Genomic DNA, 19077 nt, shown 5'->3' on the forward strand with positions numbered 1-19077 from the left:
ACAACTACCTTGAAAATCGCCGAATGTGTGGAAGTCGATTTGCACCAATCCCAATCATCCCTCCCCATTGGTAATCGATCCGCTTATCCACCAGCCTTGGTTTAGGTAGGCCATTGTTGGCGCTGTAGGAGTCGCTGTAGAAGTAACAATCAGCATGCCTGGTTCGGAACGTGCTGAGGACGGAGTTAGGTTGCACAGGCTACAAAAATAGGTTGCTGTTTTTCTCATCCGAACTAGCTCAGATACATGCTGCCGCAGGTTCTGAGCGCGCGTAGATATGTGAAAAATGTGCAGACTGCAGCGATGACTTTTCGCCTGAAAACGACATGTCGGAGCACGAGCTCTGCAAACAGACGTCCATGCATGAGGGAGCAAAAGAATGGCGGTATATGAGGTTGTGAAGGGAGAGTTGGTTAAGGTAGCGGCACAGTTAGAGGACCTGCTTCTCCCGGAACTTGCCCACGTTGAAGATTATGAGGTGGGTCTGCTGGAAAAAAGGCTGGGCTTCATCGTCTACGATGACGTGGAGGATGTATACAAACTGTTTCGCCGCGGGAGACTGGAAAATGCTGAGGGTAAGCTTCCAGGTGTTCGCTTTATTTTCGATGTCAGCATCGACGAATCGGCGATGGACAGCATCTTAGTGAAGGAAGATTCGCTCCCTGACTTTTTGGCTGTTATGCGAATGCTTGAGCCGTTAGTTAACCGTGCTGCTACCTTGCGACAAGAGTTATCGGCTGATTGATCTGTACGTTCCTGCTCTTTACATGAGGGCGTCCGCAAGGGGCGCCTTCTCAAATGCAGCAGCGCATGGCAAACGATTTCCTGCCTTCAATACCGTTGTGTGCGAGCTTTCGGCTCACTACTAGCGAAACAAGCGCTTCCAGTCCCTAGTGACAAGCTCTCGACATGCGCCAGGTGCTCCGCCGAAGCAGCGCAAGGAAACCTCCTTCATTCGCTCTTCAGATTCATAGGTGATCGGTTCGCCATCTTGATCAATGAGCACACCACCTGCGCCGATCAGTAGTGCATGACCTCCCACCACATCATGAGCTGACACAGGTACAAGAGACATACCAACGACAGCATCACCTGCCGCGGCACGAGCGAGGCGATAGGCGATACTCGGCATTGGAATGAAATCTGCCGGGGAACAAAGCTCTGCATTGAGTTCGGGTTTGCTTGTTGCGGCAGTGCTTACCAGTACCGAGCAGCCGGACGTCAATCTCAGCTGATCAAGCAGAACATGTACTGGTTGCCTATTGCGAATGATTGCCGGCAGTCCTTCTGCCCAGGAGATGCAATCCTCACCACCATCCGGTGTGATGGGGGCGTAGACCACCCCTAGAACAGGGATTGCATTGTGAAGTAGGCCGACAGAGATGGCTGACCCTGCACGGTGCTGTAGGAAGTCCCCTGTTCCATCGTTCGGGTCGACCACCCAGCAGTACTCGTGGCCTGTCATATGGGTTCCAGTTTCCTCACCCCAGAAATCACAATCCAGAATCTCGAGCAGATCTAGGCGTAGCTGAGTCTCTATCTCGGAATCGATAACTGCTTTGTCCCCGTGGCCTCGAGGGCCGCCGATACGCTGCCATTCCGTAGACAGCAGTTTCCCGGCGGAAAGAACTCTCTCAACGACAGGTCCGAGCAATTCCATGACGTTCATAGGGGTTCCCCAATTTATCGATTAGCCCCTAAAGATTAATCGTTTCTGCCCTAAATGCCCCTTGGCGGAGCGGGATAGCTTGAGGACTGACGGTGGCGGATGGCGCGAGGGAGGGCGAGATGAGGCTTTTAGCTCTGAAAGCCCAACCCAGAGCTCGCTTAGAAATAGACTCCTGGGTAACCAGGGGCTCGGCTGTCGGGCGACGGAAATAATTTTGTCAATCTATGTTGTTCCAAGGGTGGTGCTTTATTCGATGTGGCGGTGGCCTTGTGTCAGACTATGTTGTTGAGACGGGCACATAACAATTCGCTCTTCCTCAGTGTTTTCAAGGGGGTGTGTGTCAAACTATGTTGTTCGCGAACACCTATCCCCTGGTTCCGCCAGGGGGCGTTTCTCGTTCGTAAAGGTAGACAGGGATGTTGATGAAGCTGGCGCCGAAGAAACGGCGCAATCTGCGTAATTTTTACCTGAGTATCGCGGCCGTGATCGTCATTGCCGGCACGGGGCGTTACTTCGCTCACAGGGCCGAGCAGGAGCGGGTTGCCCAGCAGGCGGAGCTGGCCCAGAGTTTGGCGAGCTTGAACGCTGCGCTTCCCAGGAAGGTCGATGCGCTGACCACACTCGAGTACATCGGATTGATGGGTGGTGACACGATCTTCTACCGGTATCGGATCGACCGCCCCGCGCGGATGTTCTCCGAGGAGCTTCTGGCCAGTATGCAAGTACGGGCCCGTAGCGGCCTTGAGCGCCTGGCTTGCAAGGAACCGCAACTGATGGCTGCGATGCGCAAGCACAGGCTCCATCAGGAACATTCCTACCTCGGTCGAAATGGCGTGCTGTTTTCCGTCGAGATTCATCCTGAGCAGTTGAATTGCCCAGGTTGACGGCGAGAAAGCTGCGGATGGCGGAGGCGTTTATCCACAGAGCCTTTTCGTGCCTCCAATGTGATCAGTGAGCTTCGTCGGGTCGCAACGTCAGCACCTGAACGCCATCGCGAGTTACCGCCACGGTGTGCTCGAATTGCGCGGAGAGTTGGCCGTCACAGGTCACCACCGTCCAGCCGTCGCGTAAGGTGCGAACGTCCGCTGTTCCCTGATTGAGCATGGGCTCGATGGTGAAGGTCATGCCTTCGCGTAGCGTTAGGCCGGTGCCGGCTTTGCCCCAGTGCAGCACTTCCGGCGGCTCGTGCATTTCCCGGCCAATACCGTGGCCGCAGTAGTCGCGAACCACCGAATAGCCGTGGGCACGAGCGTGCCGTTCGATGGCGTGGCCGATATCGCCGAGGCGGGCGCCCGGCCTCACGGCTGCGATGCCCTTGCACATCGCTTCATAGGTCACTCGGGTGAGCTGACGAGCCTGGTCCGACACCCTGCCGATCAGGTAGATCTTGCTCGAATCGGTGATGTAGCCGTTCTTTTCCAGGGTGATATCGAAATTCACCAGATCGCCATCGCGCAGCATCTCGTTCGCGCTGGGTACCCCATGGCATACCACCTCGTTGCGCGACGTGTTCATGGCGTAGGCGAAACCATACTGCCCCTTGCTCGCCGGACGCGCCTTGAGTTCATCCACGATGTACTTATCCACAAGGTCGTTGACTTGCAGGGTCGACATGCCGAGCAGGTCCAGCCGGTCCAGATAGCCGAATACGGACGCCAGCAATCTGCCGGACTCCGCCATCAGGGCGATCTGTTCGGGCGTCTTGCTCATGACGCGTCCGCCATACGCGGCGGTACCGCCACGCCGGCCGCGCGCAGCTCGGCGGCCATCACCTCATTGAAGCTCAGCGTCGGGTTCATCTCGCAGAGCATGCCGATGCGAATCCAGAAGCCTGCCTGGGCATTGATGGAGCGGCCCGACACGCTGCTTGCCCGACGGATTTGGTCATGCAGCTCGTCATCGATATTAACGATGCCCATAGCGTTTTCCTTTATATGTTTTGTGTATGAAACATATATAAACACGGACGGGTTCGTTCCACCAGCATCGGTAGCAGGACAAAGGCGACTCTCTCATCCTTTACACTAGAGCGTCCGTCTGCCAGGAGTGCGCAAGCGGGCCCGAACAAGGCTGGAACAGGAGAGCGAATGAAGCGCGCAGATGTAAAACGCAGAACGGCCGAGGGCGTTCTATTCGATACCCAGATCATGGCCAATCCGGCCAACACCGCCGAGTGGATCGTGTTTTTCAAGAAAGAGGCCGGCCGCAGCTTCTTTCTGGTGGATGAAACCGAGCAGATAGAAACCTTTGCCAGCCTGGATGAGGTGATACCGGAGCTGCGGGTTCTGGGGATCAAGCGGGTCGAAGTGCAGCTTTAAGCAGTTGCTCACAGCTGCCGTGGATCAACTTGTGGATATCCTCGTGATACCTGGCTGTAAGCCTCATAAATAGGGGGCTTAAGCGACTTGTACAGAAACTGCTCGCTTACACGCCAACTATCCACAGGGTATTTGGATAACAGGCTGGTTATCTTGTTGATAAGTATGTGACGGCCTTATGTGGCGAGGCTCTCAGCGAACTGGACGCTTTATCGCCAGGCTCAATGGTTACCGGGGCGGTAAAGATGTCGATGAGTGGCGTCATATAGCGCCGACTCTGCAAACGCACCGGGATCGAGCACCCGCCCAACGAGGATCAATGCCGTGCGGCGAAAGCCCTTGGCGGCAACTTTCTCTTCGATATCGGCCAGGGTGCCCAGCACCCAATCCTGATCCGGCCAACTCGCTCTGTGGATAACCGCGATGGGGCAGTCGGCACCGTAGTGCGGCAGCAGTTCACCGACGATGGCCGCTAACTGGCGAACGCCGAGATGGATGGCCATGGTCGCGCGGTGTCGGGCCAGGTCATGCAAGTGCTCACCCTCGGGCATCGGTGACGTAGTGCCGTAGCGTGTCAGGATCACTGTCTGGGCGATGCCGGGCAAAGTCAGCTCGCTTTCCAGCAGGGCCGCGCAGGCGGCGGTGGCGGTCACGCCGGGAATGATCTCGAAGGGAATGCCCTGGGCACGCAGCTCGCGAATCTGCTCGCCGATGGCGCCGTATAGCGAAGGGTCGCCGGAATGTACGCGGGCCACATCCTGACCGCGCTTATGGGCCTGATGCAGCAGGTTGACGATTTCCCCAAGATTCAGCTCGGCGGTGTTCACCACCTGTTCGGCGCTGTGGCCTTGCAGCACGGCCTCGGGCACCAGCGAGCCGGCATAGAGGATCACCGGGCAGCTGCGGATCAGACGCTGGCCTTTGACGGTGATCAGCTCGGGGTCACCAGGGCCGGCGCCGATAAAGTAGACGGTCATGCGGGTTCTCTATCGAATATGGCTAGCGCGCAGGTGGCGCTTGCGCTGCGGTCTTTCTCGCCAAGTAGGCGGGCGGAGGCTCCCATGCGCACTGCCAAGGCCAATGCGCAAGGCTCCGCTACGGCGGGGCTGCCTGTGGCAGTTTGGCTGAGGGCGCTGCCGCCGGTCTTCGCTTGGTAAGCGCCCAGTTGTTCGGGCGAGAAGAAAAACAGCTCGAGGCCCAAGCACTCAGCTAGGCCGTGCAGGCCGGCTTCGTCGCGCTTGTGGGCGATGCTGGCCAGGCCAGCCAGATTGTCCACCGTCAGCCCGTACCTGCCCAAGCTGTGGATAAGCAGCTCGAAAAGCTCATCCAGGCTGCAGTCACGGCGGCAGCCCAGTCCGGCGACGACTTGTGTAGGCGAGGCGGGCGGGCGGTGAGAGGCAGTCGGCAACATGAATGGTATTCGGGCTAAGCGGTGGCGTAGCTCAACATGGCACCTGCCAGCGGTCAACCGCGATTGACCGGCCGCTGCGGCCTGCGTAGCCTTCTCGCTTTCGAGGTTCTTCGCCGCTGAAGCGCGGCGAAGCTAAGAGGGGAACAGGGTCGATGCCCTGGCTGCCCCCGCAACTGTAAATGGTCACAACTCCTTCGATACACCACTGCCGTTGGCGGGAAGGTGAAGGACGCGCAACGCGCAGACCGTGAGCCAGGAGACCTGCCTCGATAGACCAGCCACTTGCTCGGACGGGGTGATCCGAAGCGGCCAGCACGCCCTTGCGTGCCGCCTGCCCGTACCCGTCCGCTGAATTGACCGACGCCACGGGGCCCCTGATGAAAACCCTCGCCAAACTGCCAGTCACTATCGTCACCGGTTTTCTCGGTGCCGGCAAAACCACCCTGCTGCGCCATCTGCTGGCCAATGCCGGCGGTCGTCGTATCGCGGTGATCGTCAACGAGTTCGGCGAGTTGGGCATCGACGGCGAAATCCTCAAGCAGTGCTCCATCGGCTGCAGCGAGGAGGAGGCCAATGGTCGCGTCTTCGAGCTGGCCAACGGCTGCCTGTGCTGCACCGTGCAGGAAGAGTTCTTCCCGGTGATGCGCGAGCTGGTGGCACGCCGTGGCGACCTCGACCATATTCTGATCGAAACCAGCGGTCTGGCCCTGCCCAAGCCGCTGGTGCAGGCCTTCAACTGGCCGGAAATCCGCAACGCCTGCACCGTCGATGCGGTGATCACCGTGGTCGACAGCCCGGCGGTGGCTGCCGGCACCTTCGCTGCCTTCCCTGATCAGGTAGATGAGCAGCGCAAGCTTGACCCCAATCTCGACCACGAGTCGCCGCTGCACGAGCTGTTCGCCGACCAGCTGGCCAGCGCCGACCTGGTCATCCTCAACAAGGCCGACCTGCTCGACGCCGAAGCCCTGGCGGCGGTGCGCGCCGAGGTGGCCGAGGAGCTGCCGCCAGCGGTCAAGCTGATCGAGGCCCATGGTGGTGATCTGCCATTGAGCGTGTTGCTGGGCCTGAACAGTGAAACCGAGCTGCATATCGACAGCCGTCGCACCCACCACGACGATGAAGACGAAGACCACGATCACGAAGAATTCGACTCGTTCCACGTGGAACTACCGGAAACCGAGGAGGTGCGCCTGCAGGCTGCGCTGAAGGAAGCAGTGACCAAGTACGGCATTCTGCGGGTCAAGGGCTTCGCCGCCGTCCCTGGCAAACCCATGCGCCTGCTGGTGCAGGGTGTCGGCCAGCGCTTCGACCGCCACTTCGACCGTGCCTGGCAGGCCGATGAGCCGCGCTTGAGCCGCCTGGTGGTGATCGGCCAGCAGCTCGACCGTGCTGCCATCGAGGCCGAGTTGAAGGCGGCGTTGGCCTGATCCAGAGCGTAGGGCGTACTCGATCGTAGGGCGGACTCAGGAGCGAAGCGAACAGTCCGCCAGATAACATTGGTGTACTGCTTCGCGAGTACACCCTACGGCGCTAAGACCAATCGCGGCTAAAGCCCCTCCCACAGAGCGAATATGCACTTACTGCGCACCCAGCCCGGCGCCCAACTGCCGGCCGACAGCATCGCCGACCTTGGTCAGACGCCTGCCGAGCTGGTGATCCTGTGCACGGGGGATTCGCACCTGTCGTTGTTGGCCGAAGCCGCCCGGCAACTGCCGGATGACTACCCCAGCCTGCGCCTGGCCAGCCCGGCGCAACTGAGCAACAACGCCTCGGTGGACCATTACGTCGAGCAGGTGCTGCAGCACGCCAAGGTCATTCTGATTTCGGTGCATGGTGGCGTCAGCTACTGGCGCTACGGCGTCGAGCGCCTGGTGGAGCTGGGCACGCGTGGCGCCACGGTGATCATGGTGCCGGGCGACGACAAGCCCGACCCGGAGTTGAATGCCCTCGGCACAGTCGCCGAAGAAGACAGCCAGCGCCTCTGGCAGTACCTGCGCCAGGGCGGCTTGGACAATGCTCGCCAGTTGTTCCGCTGCATCGGCAGCCGCTGGTTAGGGCGAGACGACACATGGCAGGAGCCGCAACCGCTGCCGCGCGTCGGTCTCTATCACCCACAACGCAGTCCTGCCCAACTGGCCGATTGGCAGGCGCAGTGGCAACCCGGCGTACCTGTGGCAGCGCTGCTGTTCTACCGCAACCATGTGCAATCGGCGAACACCGCCTTCGTCGATACCTTTTGCCAGCACCTCATCGTGCAGGGCCTCAACCCGCTGCCGATTGCCGTGGCCAGCCTCAAGGAGGCGGCCTGCCTGGAACAGGTGCAGGCCTGGTTGGACGAGACGAGCGCCGCGCTGATCATCAATACCACCGGCTTCGCCCTGTCCAATCCCGAGGCGCCGCAGGCTCGGGTGTTCCGTCGCGATATCCCGGTGCTGCAGGCCATCTGCTCGCTAGACAACCAGGCGCAGTGGCAGGCCAGCGCCCAGGGCCTGGGCTCGCGTGACCTGGCCATGCATGTGGTGCTGCCGGAGCTGGATGGTCGGCTGATCGGCACCGCCATCAGCTTCAAGGGCCTGGCCTGGCGCAGCGAACGCAGCCAGAGCGATGTGGTGTGCTACCAGGCGCACGATCCGGGGATGGAGTTTGTCGCTAAGCTGGCGCGTAACTGGTGCCATTTGGCGCTTAAAAGCAACGATCAGAAGCGAATTGGTCTGGTTCTGGCCAACTACCCGACCCGCGATGGCCGTATCGGCAACGGCGTCGGCTTGGATACGCCGGCTGCCGCGCTGAATATCCTCCGCGCGCTACAGGCCCAGAGCTATCCGGTGGACAACCTGCCCGATAGCGGGACTGCACTTGTCCACAACCTGCTCGGCGGCGTCACCAACGATCTGGATGGTCTGGATACGCGCCCCTGTGCGCAGAGCCTGGCGCTGGACAACTACCTGACGTTTTTCCACAGCCTGCCTGAGCAGAATCAGCAGGCAGTGCGCGAGCGCTGGGGCGAGCCGCAGGACGACCCCATGTTCCGTAGCGGGCGGATGATGGTAGCCGGCTTGCGCTTCGGTCTGACCTTCGTCGGTATCCAGCCGGCACGTGGCTATCAGCTCGACCCGGCGGCGGTGTATCACGACCCCGATCTGGTGCCGCCGCATGGCTATATCGCCTTCTACGCCTGGCTGCGCACGGCCTTCGCCGCCGATGCGCTGATCCACGTCGGCAAGCACGGCAACCTGGAATGGTTGCCGGGCAAGAGCGTTGGCCTCTCGGAGGGCTGCTGGCCGCAGGCGCTGATCGGCCCGCTGCCGAATATCTATCCCTTTATCGTCAACGATCCGGGCGAGGGGGCGCAGGCCAAGCGCCGCACCCAGGCGGTGATCATCGACCACCTGATGCCGCCGCTGACCCGCGCCGAGAGCTACGGCCCGTTGCGCGATATCGAGCGCCTGGCCGACGAGTATTACGACGCCAGCCAGCTCGACCAGCGCCGCGCCGTGGAGCTGCGCGGCGAGATTCTGGCCAAGGTGCGCGAGGCCAGCCTCGACCGCGAGCTGGGCCTGCAACTCAACGACGACGGCGACAGCTGGCTGCCGCAGCTCGATGCCTACCTGTGCGACCTCAAGGAATCGCAGATACGCGATGGCCTGCATGTTTTTGGTGAGTCGCCGGCCGGGCAACTGCGCCGCGACACCCTGCTGGCGCTGCTACGCATTCCCCGTGGCGATGGCCAGGGCGCCAACGCCAGCCTGTTACGTGTGCTGGCCCGTGGCCTGGAACTGAATCTCGACCCGCTCGATTGCGATATGGGCCAGCCCTGGCAAGGGCTGCGTCCCCAGGCGTTGCAGGTTGTGGATAACAGTCTGTGGCGTACCGTCGGCGATACCCGCGAGCGCCTGGAGCTGCTGGCGCTGAGGTTGATCGAACAGCGCCTGGCAGGGGCGCGCAGCGCAGCCTTTGGCGCCGAGGTGGCGCTGATCCTCGACGGCCTGGCCGAGCATATCGCGCCGCTGCTGGATGCCTGCGGCGACGCCGAGATGAGCGGCCTGCTGGCGGCACTGGAAGGGCGTTTCGTGCCCGCCGGGCCGAGTGGCGCGCCCAGTCGCGGGCGCCTCGACGTACTGCCCACCGGGCGCAACTTCTTCACCGTTGACGTGCGCCACCTGCCCACGCCCACGGCCTGGCGCCTCGGCGTGCAGGCGGCGGATCGTCTACTGGAGCGCCATCTGCAGGATGAAGGCGACCATCTGCGCCAGCTCGGATTGTCGGTGTGGGGCACGGCGACCATGCGCACCGGCGGCGACGATATCGCCCAGGCTCTGGCACTGATGGGTGTGCGGCCGGTGTGGCAGCCGGGCAGCCAGCGCGTCGAGCGCTTCGAGGTACTGCCGTTGGAACAGCTTGGCCGGCCCCGGGTGGATGTCACCCTGCGCGTCTCGGGCTTCTTCCGCGATGCCTTCAACAATCTGATTCGCCTGTTCGACGACGCCGTGCAGGCAGTGATCGAGCTGGATGAGCCGGAAGACATGAACCCGCTGTCGGCGCGTGTCTGGCGCGAGTCGCTGGCGCTCAAGGATGGCGGCCTGGATGAAGCCGAAGCGCGGCGCCAGGCCGGCTGGCGGGTGTTCGGCGCCAAGCCGGGAGCCTATGGTGCCGGCGTGCAGAACGCCATCGAGGAGCGCCTGTGGCAGAGCCGCGCGGATCTGGCCGAGGTGTATCTGAACTGGGGCGGCTACGCCTACGGCAGCGGCGCCGAGGGCGCACCCGCGCGGCAGCGCTTCGTCGAACGCCTGGAGCAGCTGCAGGCGGTGCTGCACAACCAGGACAACCGTGAGCACGACATCCTCGATTCCAACGACTACTACCAGTTCCAGGGCGGCATGCTGGCGGCGGTGGAGACCCTGCGTGGGCTCAAGGTGGCCAGTTACTTCGGCGATAACAGCCAGCCGGATACGCCGCGTATTCGCACCTTGAAGGAAGAGCTCAATCGTGTGGTGCGTGCCCGCGCCGCCAACCCCAAGTGGATCGAAGGCATGAAGCGCCACGGCTACAAGGGCGCCTTCGAGCTGGCCGCAACCATCGACTACCTGTTCGCCTTCGACGCCACCAGCGAGCTGGTCGATGACCACCAATATGCTCTGCTGACCGATGCCTACCTGCTGGATCGCGATACCCGCGACTTTATTCAGCAGCACAACCCCGGTGCGCTCAACGATATCCTCGAACGCCTGCTGGAAGCCCAGCAGCGCGGCCTGTGGGAGAATCCCGGCGAGTATCGCGAAGCGCTGGAAAACCTACTGCTCGATAGCGAGGAGGGCTGATGCGCGCGCTTTTTCTTCCCTCTTCCATTTATGGGAGAGGGGCCGGAGAGGGTTCATCCGGCACCGCCGAGCCCGTAGGGTGGGTTAGCCGCCTGTCGCGGTTGCCGGTCAACTCGTTGAAGCGGCTGCGGCGTAACCCACCGTCGGCGCCACACGGTATATCGCCTGGTGGGTTACGCGGCGCTCTACGTTTTTCTGCAGATATAAAGCCGGCGTTCTGCGCCGCTAACCACCCTACGGATCGTGAGGCACCCATGACTCTCGGTGTACTTAACCGTTTACAGCTTTGGTGGCGAAGCCCGATCACCCGGCGCGAGCGTATTCGTTCGGCCTGCATTGGCGCTGTGGCTGGAATATGGGTCGGTTTGCTGGTGTGTATGCTGCTGACCAGTGAGCCGGTTGGTCTAGGAGAACTGGGCATTTGGGCTTTGCTGGGGGGATTAGTCTGCGCCGGATTGGGAGCCCTTTTTCCCCGCGTCGTAGGGATCATCCTGTTTCCACTTAGTATCTGCGGTATTGGGACTTGAACATGGGCCATAAACAATCTGGTGCGCGCCACGCATCGTCATTGATCCCGAGATAAGCCATGACCGAACATCACTTCCCCCTCGCCGCCGTGGTCGGTGCCGATTCGCTGAAACTGGCGCTGTGCCTGGCGGCCATCGATCCGGCCATTGGCGGCGTGCTGATCGAGGGGCCGCGCGGCATGGCCAAGTCTACCCTGGCCCGAGGCCTGGCCGATCTGCTGGAGGGCGGGCGTTTCGTCACTCTGCCGCTGGGGGCGAGCGAGGAGCGCATCGTCGGCACCCTGGATCTGGACGCGGCGCTGGGCGAAGGTCGGGCGCAGTTCTCTCCCGGGCTGCTGGCGCGCGCCAACGGCGGCGTGCTCTATGTCGATGAGGTCAACCTGCTGCCGGATCATCTGGTCGATCTGCTGCTCGATGCCGCCGCCAGCGGGGTCAACCATGTCGAGCGTGACGGCATCTCCCATCGGCATGCCGCGCGCTTCGTGCTGATCGGCACCATGAACGCCGAGGAGGGCGAGCTGCGCCCGCAACTGCTCGACCGCTTCGGTCTCAACCTGGCGCTCGATGGTCAACCGCAGCCGGCCGAGCGTGCCGAGATCGTCCGCCGGCGCCTGGATTTCGATGCCACCCCTGCAGCCTTCCTGCAACGCTGGCAGGGCGAGCAGGCCGCTCTCGCCGAACGCTGCCGCAATGCCCGTCAGCGCCTGGCCGATATCCCGTTGAATGACGCCTCGCTGGGTGAGATCAGCCAGCGCTGCTTCGCTGCCGGCGTCGATGGTCTGCGCGCCGATCTGGTCTGGCTGCGCGCCGCCCGTGCTCATGCCGCCTGGCGTGGCGCGGTGGGCATCGAGCCTGAGGATATTGATGCGGTGGAGGACTTCGTTCTGCGCCATCGCCGTAGTCAGCAACAGCCGCCGGCTGCCACGCCGCCCGAGCAGAGCCAGGCGCCGCAGCAGGCGCAGGAACAGAGCCAGGGCGAAGGCCAGTGGGGCGAGCTGCCGGCGCAGCCACAGGCCATGGGCGAGCGGCGGGTGCCGCCGCGTTGGCCAAAAAAGCTCTGAGCATCCGCCCGCGCACAGCCACTGGCGCGGATGCCCGCAACCGGCCCGGACGACTCGGCGGCGGCCTGCTTGGCGCCGCACGAGCTGGCGCGGGCGGGCGAATCGACTGGGCGGCGACCCTGCGCCAGGGGCGACCGCAGCGCCGCGAGCAGCTAGTATTGCGCCCGCGCAGCCAGCAGGCCGAAGAGCTATGGCTGGTGCTGGTGGATGCCTCCGCCTCCACCCGCCGCCATGGTGCGCTGAGCCGGGCCAAGGGCGTGCTCGCCGAAGTCTTCGACAGCGCCTACCGTCAGCGCGCGCGCCTGGCCGTGCTGCAGGCCGGTGGTCGTGAAGCGCAGTGGCTGTGGCAGGGGCGCAAGGCCAGTGCCGAACTGCATCGATGGCTGCGCGAATTGGGCGCCGGTGGCGGTACGCCGCTGCTTGATGCACTGCAGCAGGCCGGCGACTGGCTGCTGCGTCGGCAGCGGGCGAAACCGCACGAACGCCAGCGCCTGCTGATCCTGACCGATGGCCGTTTGCGTGATCTTCCAGCGTTGGCGCCGCTGCCGTGCCCGAGCCTGCTGCTCGACACCGAGCGTGCGCCGATCCGCCTCGGCCGTGCGCGTAAGCTGGCGCAGGCGCTGCAGGCCGAGTACCAACATATCGACGACCTGGCGCCCGGCGCGTCGGGGCGCACCTGGAGAACCCCATGAAAACCCTGCTGCTGGTCGGCATCGGCGCCGGCGACCCGGACTACATCACCTATCAGGCGATCAAGGCGCTGCGCCGTAGCGACGTGATCTTTCTGATGGACAAGGGCGCGGCCAAGCACAAGCTCAACGCCCTGCGCCGTGAGATCTGCGTCCGTTTCCTCGACGGCCACACGCCGCGCTTCGCCGAAGGCCTGCAACCGGAGCGCGAGCGCGAAGCGGCTGACTACCGCGCCAGCGTTGACGAACTCAACCGTGACAAGCAGGCGGTGTTCGAGCAACTGATCGACGAGCAGATGGCCGACGGCGAGACAGCGGCCTTTATGGTCTGGGGCGACCCGTCGCTGTACGACAGCAGCATCCGCATCATCGAGGCCATCGCCGCGCGCCGTAGCGACTTCGTCTATGACGTAATCCCCGGCATCACCAGCCTGCAGGCGCTGACCGCGCGCCATCGCATCCCGCTCAACAGCATCGGCCGCGCTGTGGAAATCACCACCGGCCGCCTGCTCGCCGAAGGCTGGCCGCAAAGCGTGGACAGCGTGGCGGTAATGCTCGATGCCAAGGACACCTACCGCCGCTTCGTCGGCCAGGGCTTGCATATCTACTGGGGGGCATACGTCGGTACGGCCGATGAAATCCTTATCGCTGGCCCGCTGGATCAAGTGGCCGAACGCATCATCACTACCCGTGCCGAAGCGCGGGAGCGGAATGGCTGGATCATGGATAGTTATTTGCTGCGCAAGGACGGTTCGGAACAGATGTGAGGATACAAACGGTGGACAAGAAGAGCGTTTCCACCCTACGGCAGCACAAGACCAGACCGCTTACATCATGAAGTGATCGGAGCTGTCTTCGGGAGTGAGGCTGTTTTGCGCGCGGCGAATCAAGCGTGGGATCTCATCGATCAGGTAAGCCCAGAATCGGTCGTCGTTCACCGTCTGTTCAACGAGTTGAATGGGCAGGAAACGCCGCATTTCAGTGCGAAAATCCGTCTTCACCTGTGGATCGTTCACCAGCATGGCTGAGTGTTGCGCAGCTTTTTCCAGAAAGACTATTGCCGCTACCTTGTGGTCGTTGAGTTTGGTAGCAAGTAGGTCCAATGCGGGCTCGATTTTCTGCTGCTTCAACCAGAGCAGATCCCAGAGATCGCGACTCTTGATTCGCCCCTGCCTGAGCGCGAAGGCGAGGATCTTGTCGACATAGATTTCCTCGAGTGCTTCTGCGTTGAGGATCAGGCCCTGAGTACCCATGTCTACGCCATAGGGGTTGAGCAGTGTTCTGGGTCTGCTCATGTAGCTCGGGATGGCGCAGATATCGATATGAATGCGCTGGGCTGGCAGGTGTCGCGCATCCGGGCGCGTCTGTACCCTCAGCTTCCAGGTATCGACGTTGCCTGACTCCTTGCTTGGTTCGCTGACGTCTACCTGCAGGCTGTATTTCGTCTGCAGCCTTTCGATCAGGATGGCCCTCAACTGAGCGAAATCGTCTCGGTTGAAATCGGCGCCGCCGGTGAAGTCCAGATCCTCGCTCAGGCGATTGGAGCCATAGCAGGCCCGCAGGCAGGTCCCGCCGATAAAGCAGAGCTTCTCGAGCAGACCGGCTTCGCTCAGCACCAGCATGATGTCGTGATGCAGTAGTTCCTTTTCTACCACGACGCGCAGATTGGCCAGCTCGGCGTGGTTGCCGATGGCCTGGTCTACCAATTGGTCAAACAAAGTCATTGGCGATGCTCCAGTCGATCAGGTCGAGATTCCTTTTCGCCGCCTTCATATCGCGGATGGCCAGCGCAGGCTTGGCTCGCCACATCCGGCATTTGCCGTCGTAATCGAGTTGCCCCGAGAGTGCCTCGGCTTTTTGTGCGGTGTGAACGAATTCAATGGTGCCCCATGAACCACATTTGATCAGGCTGCTGCGGCCCGACGACATCAGCGTGATCCAGTTCATCGGTATTTGAGAAATGATGCCCGAGTCGCTCAGCGCCGTTTCCAGGCTTATATAGTTGAACTCATGTGCACGCAGGCGTGCCGCAGCATGAAACAGCAACAGGCCGGTTGTCGGTTTGGCGGGTCGATAAAAGTAGAGGCCTCGGCAGATACGCTCCAACTTTCCGTCTCGGGCTGCACGGCTGAGCAATGCGCGGTATGCCTCAGCGGAAATGTCCGGAACTAGGGCGCGCATATCGGAAGGCGTGAACAGGTAGCGTTCTGCATTCGCCAAGCTGCTCAGACCGTCATAGAGGCGGCGTAAGGGCTGGGCTGTTTCGCGGCGTTGGCTCATCACGATAACTCAACGGTAAGTGACAATAAGTGTAACTTGCTGTTGAGTTTTCGCAATGAGATGTCTCTGGATGAGACGACGGATACCACCACTTGGTCCGGCCAATGCCTGCGAATCCAGAGGTGTCTACGTTGCTACCGCCGATGAAGTTCTCATCGCTGGGTCGAACGCCTTGCCTCCACTTGCTGCGCAAGGACGGTTCGGCGCAGGGATGGCGTGAGGACGGTGGACAAGCAGAGCGTTGTTCACCTACGCGTTACTCGTGTTTTGAGTAGGCCTGCAGCGATTTTTCCATCACGATGGTGTGTTCCGCGCCATGGAACTCGTCGCGAATTTTCCGATAGCCCATGCTGGCGTAAAAGCCTTCTGCGGTCAGTGATGACGGCACCAGCAGCCGGGAGATACCAGCGTTCAGCGCCTCGGCATGGATCGTCTCCATTAGTTTGCGACCCACTCCGCTGCCCTGATGGCCGGGCTCGATGAAGACCGTTCTAACAACCTCGCCGTCGAGGCTGGCGGTGGCGATCAGATCGTCTTGCATCAAGGCGACGAAAACCTTGCGCTTGTTGAGCAATACAGCCACAGCTTCGGGTGTGAAGCTTTTCTCGACCTGGGCGATCACCTCAGCTGGATAGTCCTGAGCGTTCGACTCGTGTAACGCGGTGATCACTATACGGCTGATCGCCGCCGCATCCTCCTTCGTCGCAAGCCTGATCCTGCAGTCCATGCTGTTCTCGTTCTGTCGTCGGTCAACGATCCAATCGTCCTTAACGTATTTCCATTCCTTGAGCCCGGAAGGCCTTTTCCAGGTCGGGAATATCTTCACGAGCAAGTATCTGCAGGGCGTGGTGCTCTTCCTTCAACTCGAACAGCCTGAGTATCAAGGTGGCGAGTAGTGTGTCCCGGTCTTCCAGGTTTGAGTTGCCCATAGCGAAATCGACAGCTTCGTCGAAGCAGCGCTTATCTATTAATGACTCAAGATGCTCGAGTAATTCTTGCATGCTGTACCACGCTGCCTGGACTCGGATGAGCCCGAACAGGCAGAACAGTGCAAAGCCGGTCATGGCCAGCCCCAGGCCCAGCAGTAAGCCTCCTTCACCACTATCTCCCGCTAACCGCGCAGATGTTGGACGGTACGGGAGGTATTGGACGAACATCGTTTTGGGAAGTACACCTAAGCCAGCTCTGTAGCTGGTTAGGCCGCGCGCGCCGAAAACCACCTGTTCGCCGTCTGCTGTGGTGAACAGAATGTCATAGCAGTACTCATGTCCGAAGCGCGTGCCGTTGCTGCAGGTGGACTCATTGACGACCTGACCCAAGGTGATCACCCCATGCTGCCCAAACTCTCCGTTCTGGGCCACTTCATCGCTGTACAGGATCAAAAAGAAGACACCGCCTGCGGCTATGGCGACTAATGTGACGACCACCCAGAACTCCAATGTTCCTACGAGTCCTTTACTGCAGCTTGCGCGCACTGCACTGCGAATAGCGCGCCAGTACCTCAAGATCTGGTCCATCAGTCGTCCTTGCCTCCAGGCTCATCCTGTCCTTCTATAAGGCGTTTTCTACGAGCTCACCGCCTTACAACCAACTCCAGGACAGTCCGGTATACACCCCAAACCCTTCCCCGGGCGTGGAGCGCGCTACATCCGCGCCGTTGTCGTTATAGCCCGGTGTAACGGTGGCGGCATAGCGCTTGTCGGTCAGGTTGCGCAGGTCGAGCCAGGCTTGCCAGTCGTCTTTCGGCGAGGCGTAGCCGAGGGTGGCGCCGAAGGTGGCGTAGGCATCGGCGTAATAGGAGTTGGCGTAGTCCACTGCGACCCTGGAGGCGTACTGGGTGTTGAGGCCAGCGTAGAAGCCGCTCGGGTGGTCGTAGCGCAGCTCGGCCTGATAGTAGTGGCGCGGCAGGCCGGGCAGGCGGTTGTCGCCGAAGGCGTCATCGTCGCGGTAATGGAAGTCGCTGAAGGTGTAGGCCTGGCGCAGGCTCAAGGCGCCCGCCGCGCCGCCTTGCCACAGCGGGCTGGTCAGGCCGGCTTCGATGCCCTGGTGCACGGTGGGACTGGCGTTGGATTCGGCGAAGACGTTGGGCTCGATCTCGACGGTAAGCAGTTCGTGGCGCACTTGCGAGTAGTAGTAGGTCAGCTCCCACTGGCCCAGTGCGGAATCACCTCGGCCGCCGATCTCGAAGGTGGTGGCAGTCTGGTTGTCCATCGAGATCGGTGCGCGCTGGCGAGAAGCGTACGGCTGGTTGTTGGCCGGGAAGCGCAGTGGCGAACTCCAGATCATCGACCAGGCATGCGGTGGCTCCACCGAGCGGCTGATATTGCCGTACAGCTGCACCTCGGGGTTGAGCTGGTAGCGCAGGCCGATGCGCGGCGCGTAGCCCCAGGTGCTTTCGTCGAGCTTGTCGTCGGTGGCCGGCCAGGTTACCTGCACTTCGCGGCGGGTATGGATCAGCGCCAGGCCACTGGTCAGCCACAGATCGGGCGTTAGCTCCAGCTCGTTGCCGATGTGCAGCACGCTGTCCGAGCCCAGGTGCTCGTAGGCACGCATCAGGGTGCCGGCCGGGTAGGGGGTGCCGTTGACGTCAATCGGCAACGCCGCGGTTTCCTTGGATTTGCTGCTCGGCAGGCTGGTGGTGCTGCGCAGTCCAAGGGTGGTCTCGCTGTTCAGGCCGAACAAGGTGTGCCTGCGGGTGTAGTTCAGAGTGCCGCTTATATCGCTGTATTCCACGCGGATGCGATAGGCGCCGCCCCGGTAGGCGGTCTCGACGATATCCATGGGGTAGTGGTGGTAGGCCAGGCCGGCCACCAGGGTGGAGTCGTCGTCGATGCGCCAGGTGGTCTTGTTGGCCAGCCAGGTGCTGCCAGGCTGGTCGCGGTAGGCGTCGATGCGCAGGTTGTTGGCGGCTGCGGCGCGCGGGTCATGCTCGATCTGCGCCTTGGTCAGGCGGCCCGGTACTTCATGCTCGGTCTCGCGGTAGCGCAGGTAGAAACGCGTTTCCAGATTCTCGTTGAGTCGGTAGCCGAAGTTGGCGGCGAGGCCTTTGCCCTTGCCCGATGAGTGATCCTGATAGCCGTCGGTTTCGCTATCGGTCACGGCCAGGTAGTAGTCGAAATCGCCCAGCACCTGGCCGGAGGCGATGCTGCGTTTCTGGTAGCCACGGCTGCCCGCCTCATAACGCAGCTGCAGCTTGGGCGCGGTGTAGCCGGTGTGGGTGATGTAGTCGATGGCGCCGCCCAAGGCCAGCGAGCCACGCTCGAAGCCATTGGCGCCACGCAGCACCTCGGCGCGACTTATCCACAAGGGTTCCAGCAGTTCGTAGGGGGTGCCGCCGGGGCCGGTCAGTGGCAGGCCGTCGAGCATGATATGGGTGCCGGAAGCATGCGAGCCGGGGCCACGGTTGATCCCCGAGCCACGCACGCTGATCTTCACGCCCTCGTTGCCGGGCGACTGCGCGTAGACGCCCGGCTGGTAGGCCAGCACGTCGGCGATACCGGCCACACGGCCCTGCTCGACCTTGGCCATGTCCACCAGGTTGGTGGCGCCGGGCACCTGCTCCAGCGCCTCGCGCGCAGCTTCCTCTTCGCTGATCTGCACGCCGCTGACTTGCAGCGGGTCGAGCTGCACGGGCTCATCGGCGAAAGCGCTCTGGGCGCTCAGGCAGGCGAGCGCCAGCAGGGTAAGCCGGGCAGGTTGGCGGGAAAGCGGCAGGGGCGGCATGCAAGGGCTCCGTTGAGCGGGCGGCGACTCTGTCTGATGGAGGTCGCGAGGTGTGGGTCACGGTCAAGCCGCCAGCCGACG

At 62.0% G+C, this 19077-nt stretch carries 18 protein-coding genes, 1 pseudogene and 1 riboswitch; of the genes and pseudogenes, 8 read left to right on the top strand and 11 right to left on the bottom strand.

Annotated elements, in window-relative coordinates:
* Positions 1-16: 16 nt before the first annotated feature.
* A pseudogene (locus B2U07_RS08260) lies at positions 17-100 on the bottom strand (hypothetical protein); the annotation flags it as partial.
* A 279-nt stretch (positions 101-379) separates the two neighbouring features.
* Here B2U07_RS08260 and B2U07_RS08265 point away from each other — a divergent pair.
* Complete coding sequence (locus B2U07_RS08265) at positions 380-745, top strand: hypothetical protein (RefSeq protein WP_296276760.1); 366 nt, start codon at positions 380-382, stop codon at positions 743-745.
* 120 nt (positions 746-865) lie between these two features.
* Here B2U07_RS08265 and B2U07_RS08270 read toward each other — a convergent pair whose 3' ends face one another.
* Positions 866-1669 carry an inositol monophosphatase family protein gene (locus B2U07_RS08270; protein WP_296276762.1) on the bottom strand — a complete coding sequence of 268 codons (804 nt, stop codon included), beginning with the start codon at positions 1667-1669 and terminating at the stop codon, positions 866-868.
* Between the two features lie 416 nt (positions 1670-2085).
* On the opposite strand from B2U07_RS08270, the gene B2U07_RS08275 reads away from it, so the two are divergent.
* Positions 2086-2553, top strand: a complete 468-nt coding sequence (locus B2U07_RS08275; RefSeq protein WP_013717971.1) for a hypothetical protein — start codon at positions 2086-2088, stop codon at positions 2551-2553.
* A gap of 64 nt (positions 2554-2617) precedes the next feature.
* On the opposite strand, the gene map is transcribed toward B2U07_RS08275, so the two are convergent.
* Both map and B2U07_RS08285 read right to left on the bottom strand, forming a co-directional pair.
* The gene (gene map, locus B2U07_RS08280) at positions 2618-3379 is read right to left on the bottom strand and encodes a type I methionyl aminopeptidase (RefSeq protein WP_275546307.1); all 762 of its coding nucleotides are present in this window, start codon (positions 3377-3379) and stop codon (positions 2618-2620) included.
* The gene (locus B2U07_RS08285; RefSeq protein ID WP_003241364.1) at positions 3376-3588 is read right to left on the bottom strand and encodes a ParD-like family protein; all 213 of its coding nucleotides are present in this window, start codon (positions 3586-3588) and stop codon (positions 3376-3378) included. Before B2U07_RS08285 ends, map begins: the two co-directional genes overlap by 4 nt.
* Before the next feature lie 168 nt (positions 3589-3756).
* On the opposite strand from B2U07_RS08285, the gene B2U07_RS08290 reads away from it, so the two are divergent.
* On the top strand, positions 3757-3987 hold the full coding sequence (locus B2U07_RS08290) for a hypothetical protein (RefSeq protein ID WP_296276765.1): 231 nt from the start codon (positions 3757-3759) through the stop codon (positions 3985-3987).
* Between the two features lie 221 nt (positions 3988-4208).
* Here B2U07_RS08290 and cobM read toward each other — a convergent pair whose 3' ends face one another.
* Entirely contained in the window at positions 4209-4964 is a 756-nt protein-coding gene (gene cobM, locus B2U07_RS08295) for a precorrin-4 C(11)-methyltransferase (protein WP_296276767.1), read from the bottom strand.
* Complete coding sequence (locus B2U07_RS08300) at positions 4961-5398, bottom strand: cobalamin biosynthesis protein (RefSeq protein ID WP_296276769.1); 438 nt, start codon at positions 5396-5398, stop codon at positions 4961-4963. Before B2U07_RS08300 ends, cobM begins: the two co-directional genes overlap by 4 nt.
* Positions 5399-5484: 86 nt before the next feature.
* A riboswitch (cobalamin riboswitch) is annotated at positions 5485-5681 on the top strand.
* Positions 5682-5775: 94 nt separating this feature from the next.
* Here B2U07_RS08300 and cobW point away from each other — a divergent pair.
* The 5 genes from cobW to cobF all read left to right on the top strand — a co-directional run bounded on the left by cobW (position 5776) and on the right by cobF (position 13760).
* Positions 5776-6825 (top strand): cobalamin biosynthesis protein CobW, encoded by a 1050-nt coding sequence (gene cobW / locus B2U07_RS08305; protein WP_296276771.1) that lies wholly within the window; start codon positions 5776-5778, stop codon positions 6823-6825.
* A 144-nt stretch (positions 6826-6969) separates the two neighbouring features.
* Positions 6970-10716 carry a cobaltochelatase subunit CobN gene (gene cobN, locus B2U07_RS08310; protein WP_296276773.1) on the top strand — a complete coding sequence of 1249 codons (3747 nt, stop codon included), beginning with the start codon at positions 6970-6972 and terminating at the stop codon, positions 10714-10716.
* Positions 10717-11302: 586 nt separating this feature from the next.
* Positions 11303-12304 (top strand): ATP-binding protein, encoded by a 1002-nt coding sequence (locus B2U07_RS08315; protein ID WP_275546313.1) that lies wholly within the window; start codon positions 11303-11305, stop codon positions 12302-12304.
* Positions 12286-12996 (top strand): vWA domain-containing protein, encoded by a 711-nt coding sequence (locus B2U07_RS08320; RefSeq protein ID WP_275546314.1) that lies wholly within the window; start codon positions 12286-12288, stop codon positions 12994-12996. Before B2U07_RS08315 ends, B2U07_RS08320 begins: the two co-directional genes overlap by 19 nt.
* The gene (gene cobF / locus B2U07_RS08325) at positions 12993-13760 is read left to right on the top strand and encodes a precorrin-6A synthase (deacetylating) (RefSeq protein ID WP_275546315.1); all 768 of its coding nucleotides are present in this window, start codon (positions 12993-12995) and stop codon (positions 13758-13760) included. Before B2U07_RS08320 ends, cobF begins: the two co-directional genes overlap by 4 nt.
* A 60-nt stretch (positions 13761-13820) precedes the next feature.
* On the opposite strand, the gene B2U07_RS08330 is transcribed toward cobF, so the two are convergent.
* The 5 genes from B2U07_RS08330 to B2U07_RS08350 form a co-directional block, all read right to left on the bottom strand.
* On the bottom strand, positions 13821-14717 hold the full coding sequence (locus B2U07_RS08330) for a nucleotidyl transferase AbiEii/AbiGii toxin family protein (RefSeq protein ID WP_275546316.1): 897 nt from the start codon (positions 14715-14717) through the stop codon (positions 13821-13823).
* Positions 14704-15273: a type IV toxin-antitoxin system AbiEi family antitoxin gene (gene abiEi / locus B2U07_RS08335; RefSeq protein WP_275546317.1), complete on the bottom strand. Its 570-nt coding sequence runs from the start codon at positions 15271-15273 to the stop codon at positions 14704-14706. Before abiEi ends, B2U07_RS08330 begins: the two co-directional genes overlap by 14 nt.
* 256 nt (positions 15274-15529) lie before the next feature.
* Positions 15530-16000: a GNAT family N-acetyltransferase gene (locus B2U07_RS08340; RefSeq protein ID WP_275546318.1), complete on the bottom strand. Its 471-nt coding sequence runs from the start codon at positions 15998-16000 to the stop codon at positions 15530-15532.
* 40 nt (positions 16001-16040) lie between these two features.
* A complete protein-coding gene (locus B2U07_RS08345; RefSeq protein WP_275546319.1) occupies positions 16041-16790 on the bottom strand; it encodes a hypothetical protein in 750 nt (249 codons plus the stop codon).
* Between the two features lie 64 nt (positions 16791-16854).
* Positions 16855-18996 (bottom strand): TonB-dependent receptor domain-containing protein, encoded by a 2142-nt coding sequence (locus tag B2U07_RS08350; RefSeq protein WP_275546320.1) that lies wholly within the window; start codon positions 18994-18996, stop codon positions 16855-16857.
* Positions 18997-19077 lie beyond the last annotated feature (81 nt).

Source organism: Pseudomonas sp. UBA7530, from assembly GCF_002479365.1.
GTDB lineage: Bacteria > Pseudomonadota > Gammaproteobacteria > Pseudomonadales > Pseudomonadaceae > Aquipseudomonas.

Bases quoted from the DNA above. Each gene is read 5' to 3' on its own strand.
- B2U07_RS08265 (WP_296276760.1), top strand. From the start codon at position 380: ATGGCGGTATATGAGGTTGTGAAGGGAGAGTTGGTTAAGGTAGCGGCA.
- B2U07_RS08270 (WP_296276762.1), bottom strand. From the start codon at position 1,669: ATGAACGTCATGGAATTGCTCGGACCTGTCGTTGAGAGAGTTCTTTCC.
- B2U07_RS08275 (WP_013717971.1), top strand. From the start codon at position 2,086: ATGTTGATGAAGCTGGCGCCGAAGAAACGGCGCAATCTGCGTAATTTT.
- map (WP_275546307.1), bottom strand. From the start codon at position 3,379: ATGAGCAAGACGCCCGAACAGATCGCCCTGATGGCGGAGTCCGGCAGA.
- B2U07_RS08285 (WP_003241364.1), bottom strand. From the start codon at position 3,588: ATGGGCATCGTTAATATCGATGACGAGCTGCATGACCAAATCCGTCGG.
- B2U07_RS08290 (WP_296276765.1), top strand. From the start codon at position 3,757: ATGAAGCGCGCAGATGTAAAACGCAGAACGGCCGAGGGCGTTCTATTC.
- cobM (WP_296276767.1), bottom strand. From the start codon at position 4,964: ATGACCGTCTACTTTATCGGCGCCGGCCCTGGTGACCCCGAGCTGATC.
- B2U07_RS08300 (WP_296276769.1), bottom strand. From the start codon at position 5,398: ATGTTGCCGACTGCCTCTCACCGCCCGCCCGCCTCGCCTACACAAGTC.
- cobW (WP_296276771.1), top strand. From the start codon at position 5,776: ATGAAAACCCTCGCCAAACTGCCAGTCACTATCGTCACCGGTTTTCTC.
- cobN (WP_296276773.1), top strand. From the start codon at position 6,970: ATGCACTTACTGCGCACCCAGCCCGGCGCCCAACTGCCGGCCGACAGC.
- B2U07_RS08315 (WP_275546313.1), top strand. From the start codon at position 11,303: ATGACCGAACATCACTTCCCCCTCGCCGCCGTGGTCGGTGCCGATTCG.
- cobF (WP_275546315.1), top strand. From the start codon at position 12,993: ATGAAAACCCTGCTGCTGGTCGGCATCGGCGCCGGCGACCCGGACTAC.
- B2U07_RS08330 (WP_275546316.1), bottom strand. From the start codon at position 14,717: ATGACTTTGTTTGACCAATTGGTAGACCAGGCCATCGGCAACCACGCC.
- abiEi (WP_275546317.1), bottom strand. From the start codon at position 15,273: ATGAGCCAACGCCGCGAAACAGCCCAGCCCTTACGCCGCCTCTATGAC.
- B2U07_RS08340 (WP_275546318.1), bottom strand. From the start codon at position 16,000: ATGGACTGCAGGATCAGGCTTGCGACGAAGGAGGATGCGGCGGCGATC.
- B2U07_RS08345 (WP_275546319.1), bottom strand. From the start codon at position 16,790: ATGGACCAGATCTTGAGGTACTGGCGCGCTATTCGCAGTGCAGTGCGC.
- B2U07_RS08350 (WP_275546320.1), bottom strand. From the start codon at position 18,996: ATGCCGCCCCTGCCGCTTTCCCGCCAACCTGCCCGGCTTACCCTGCTG.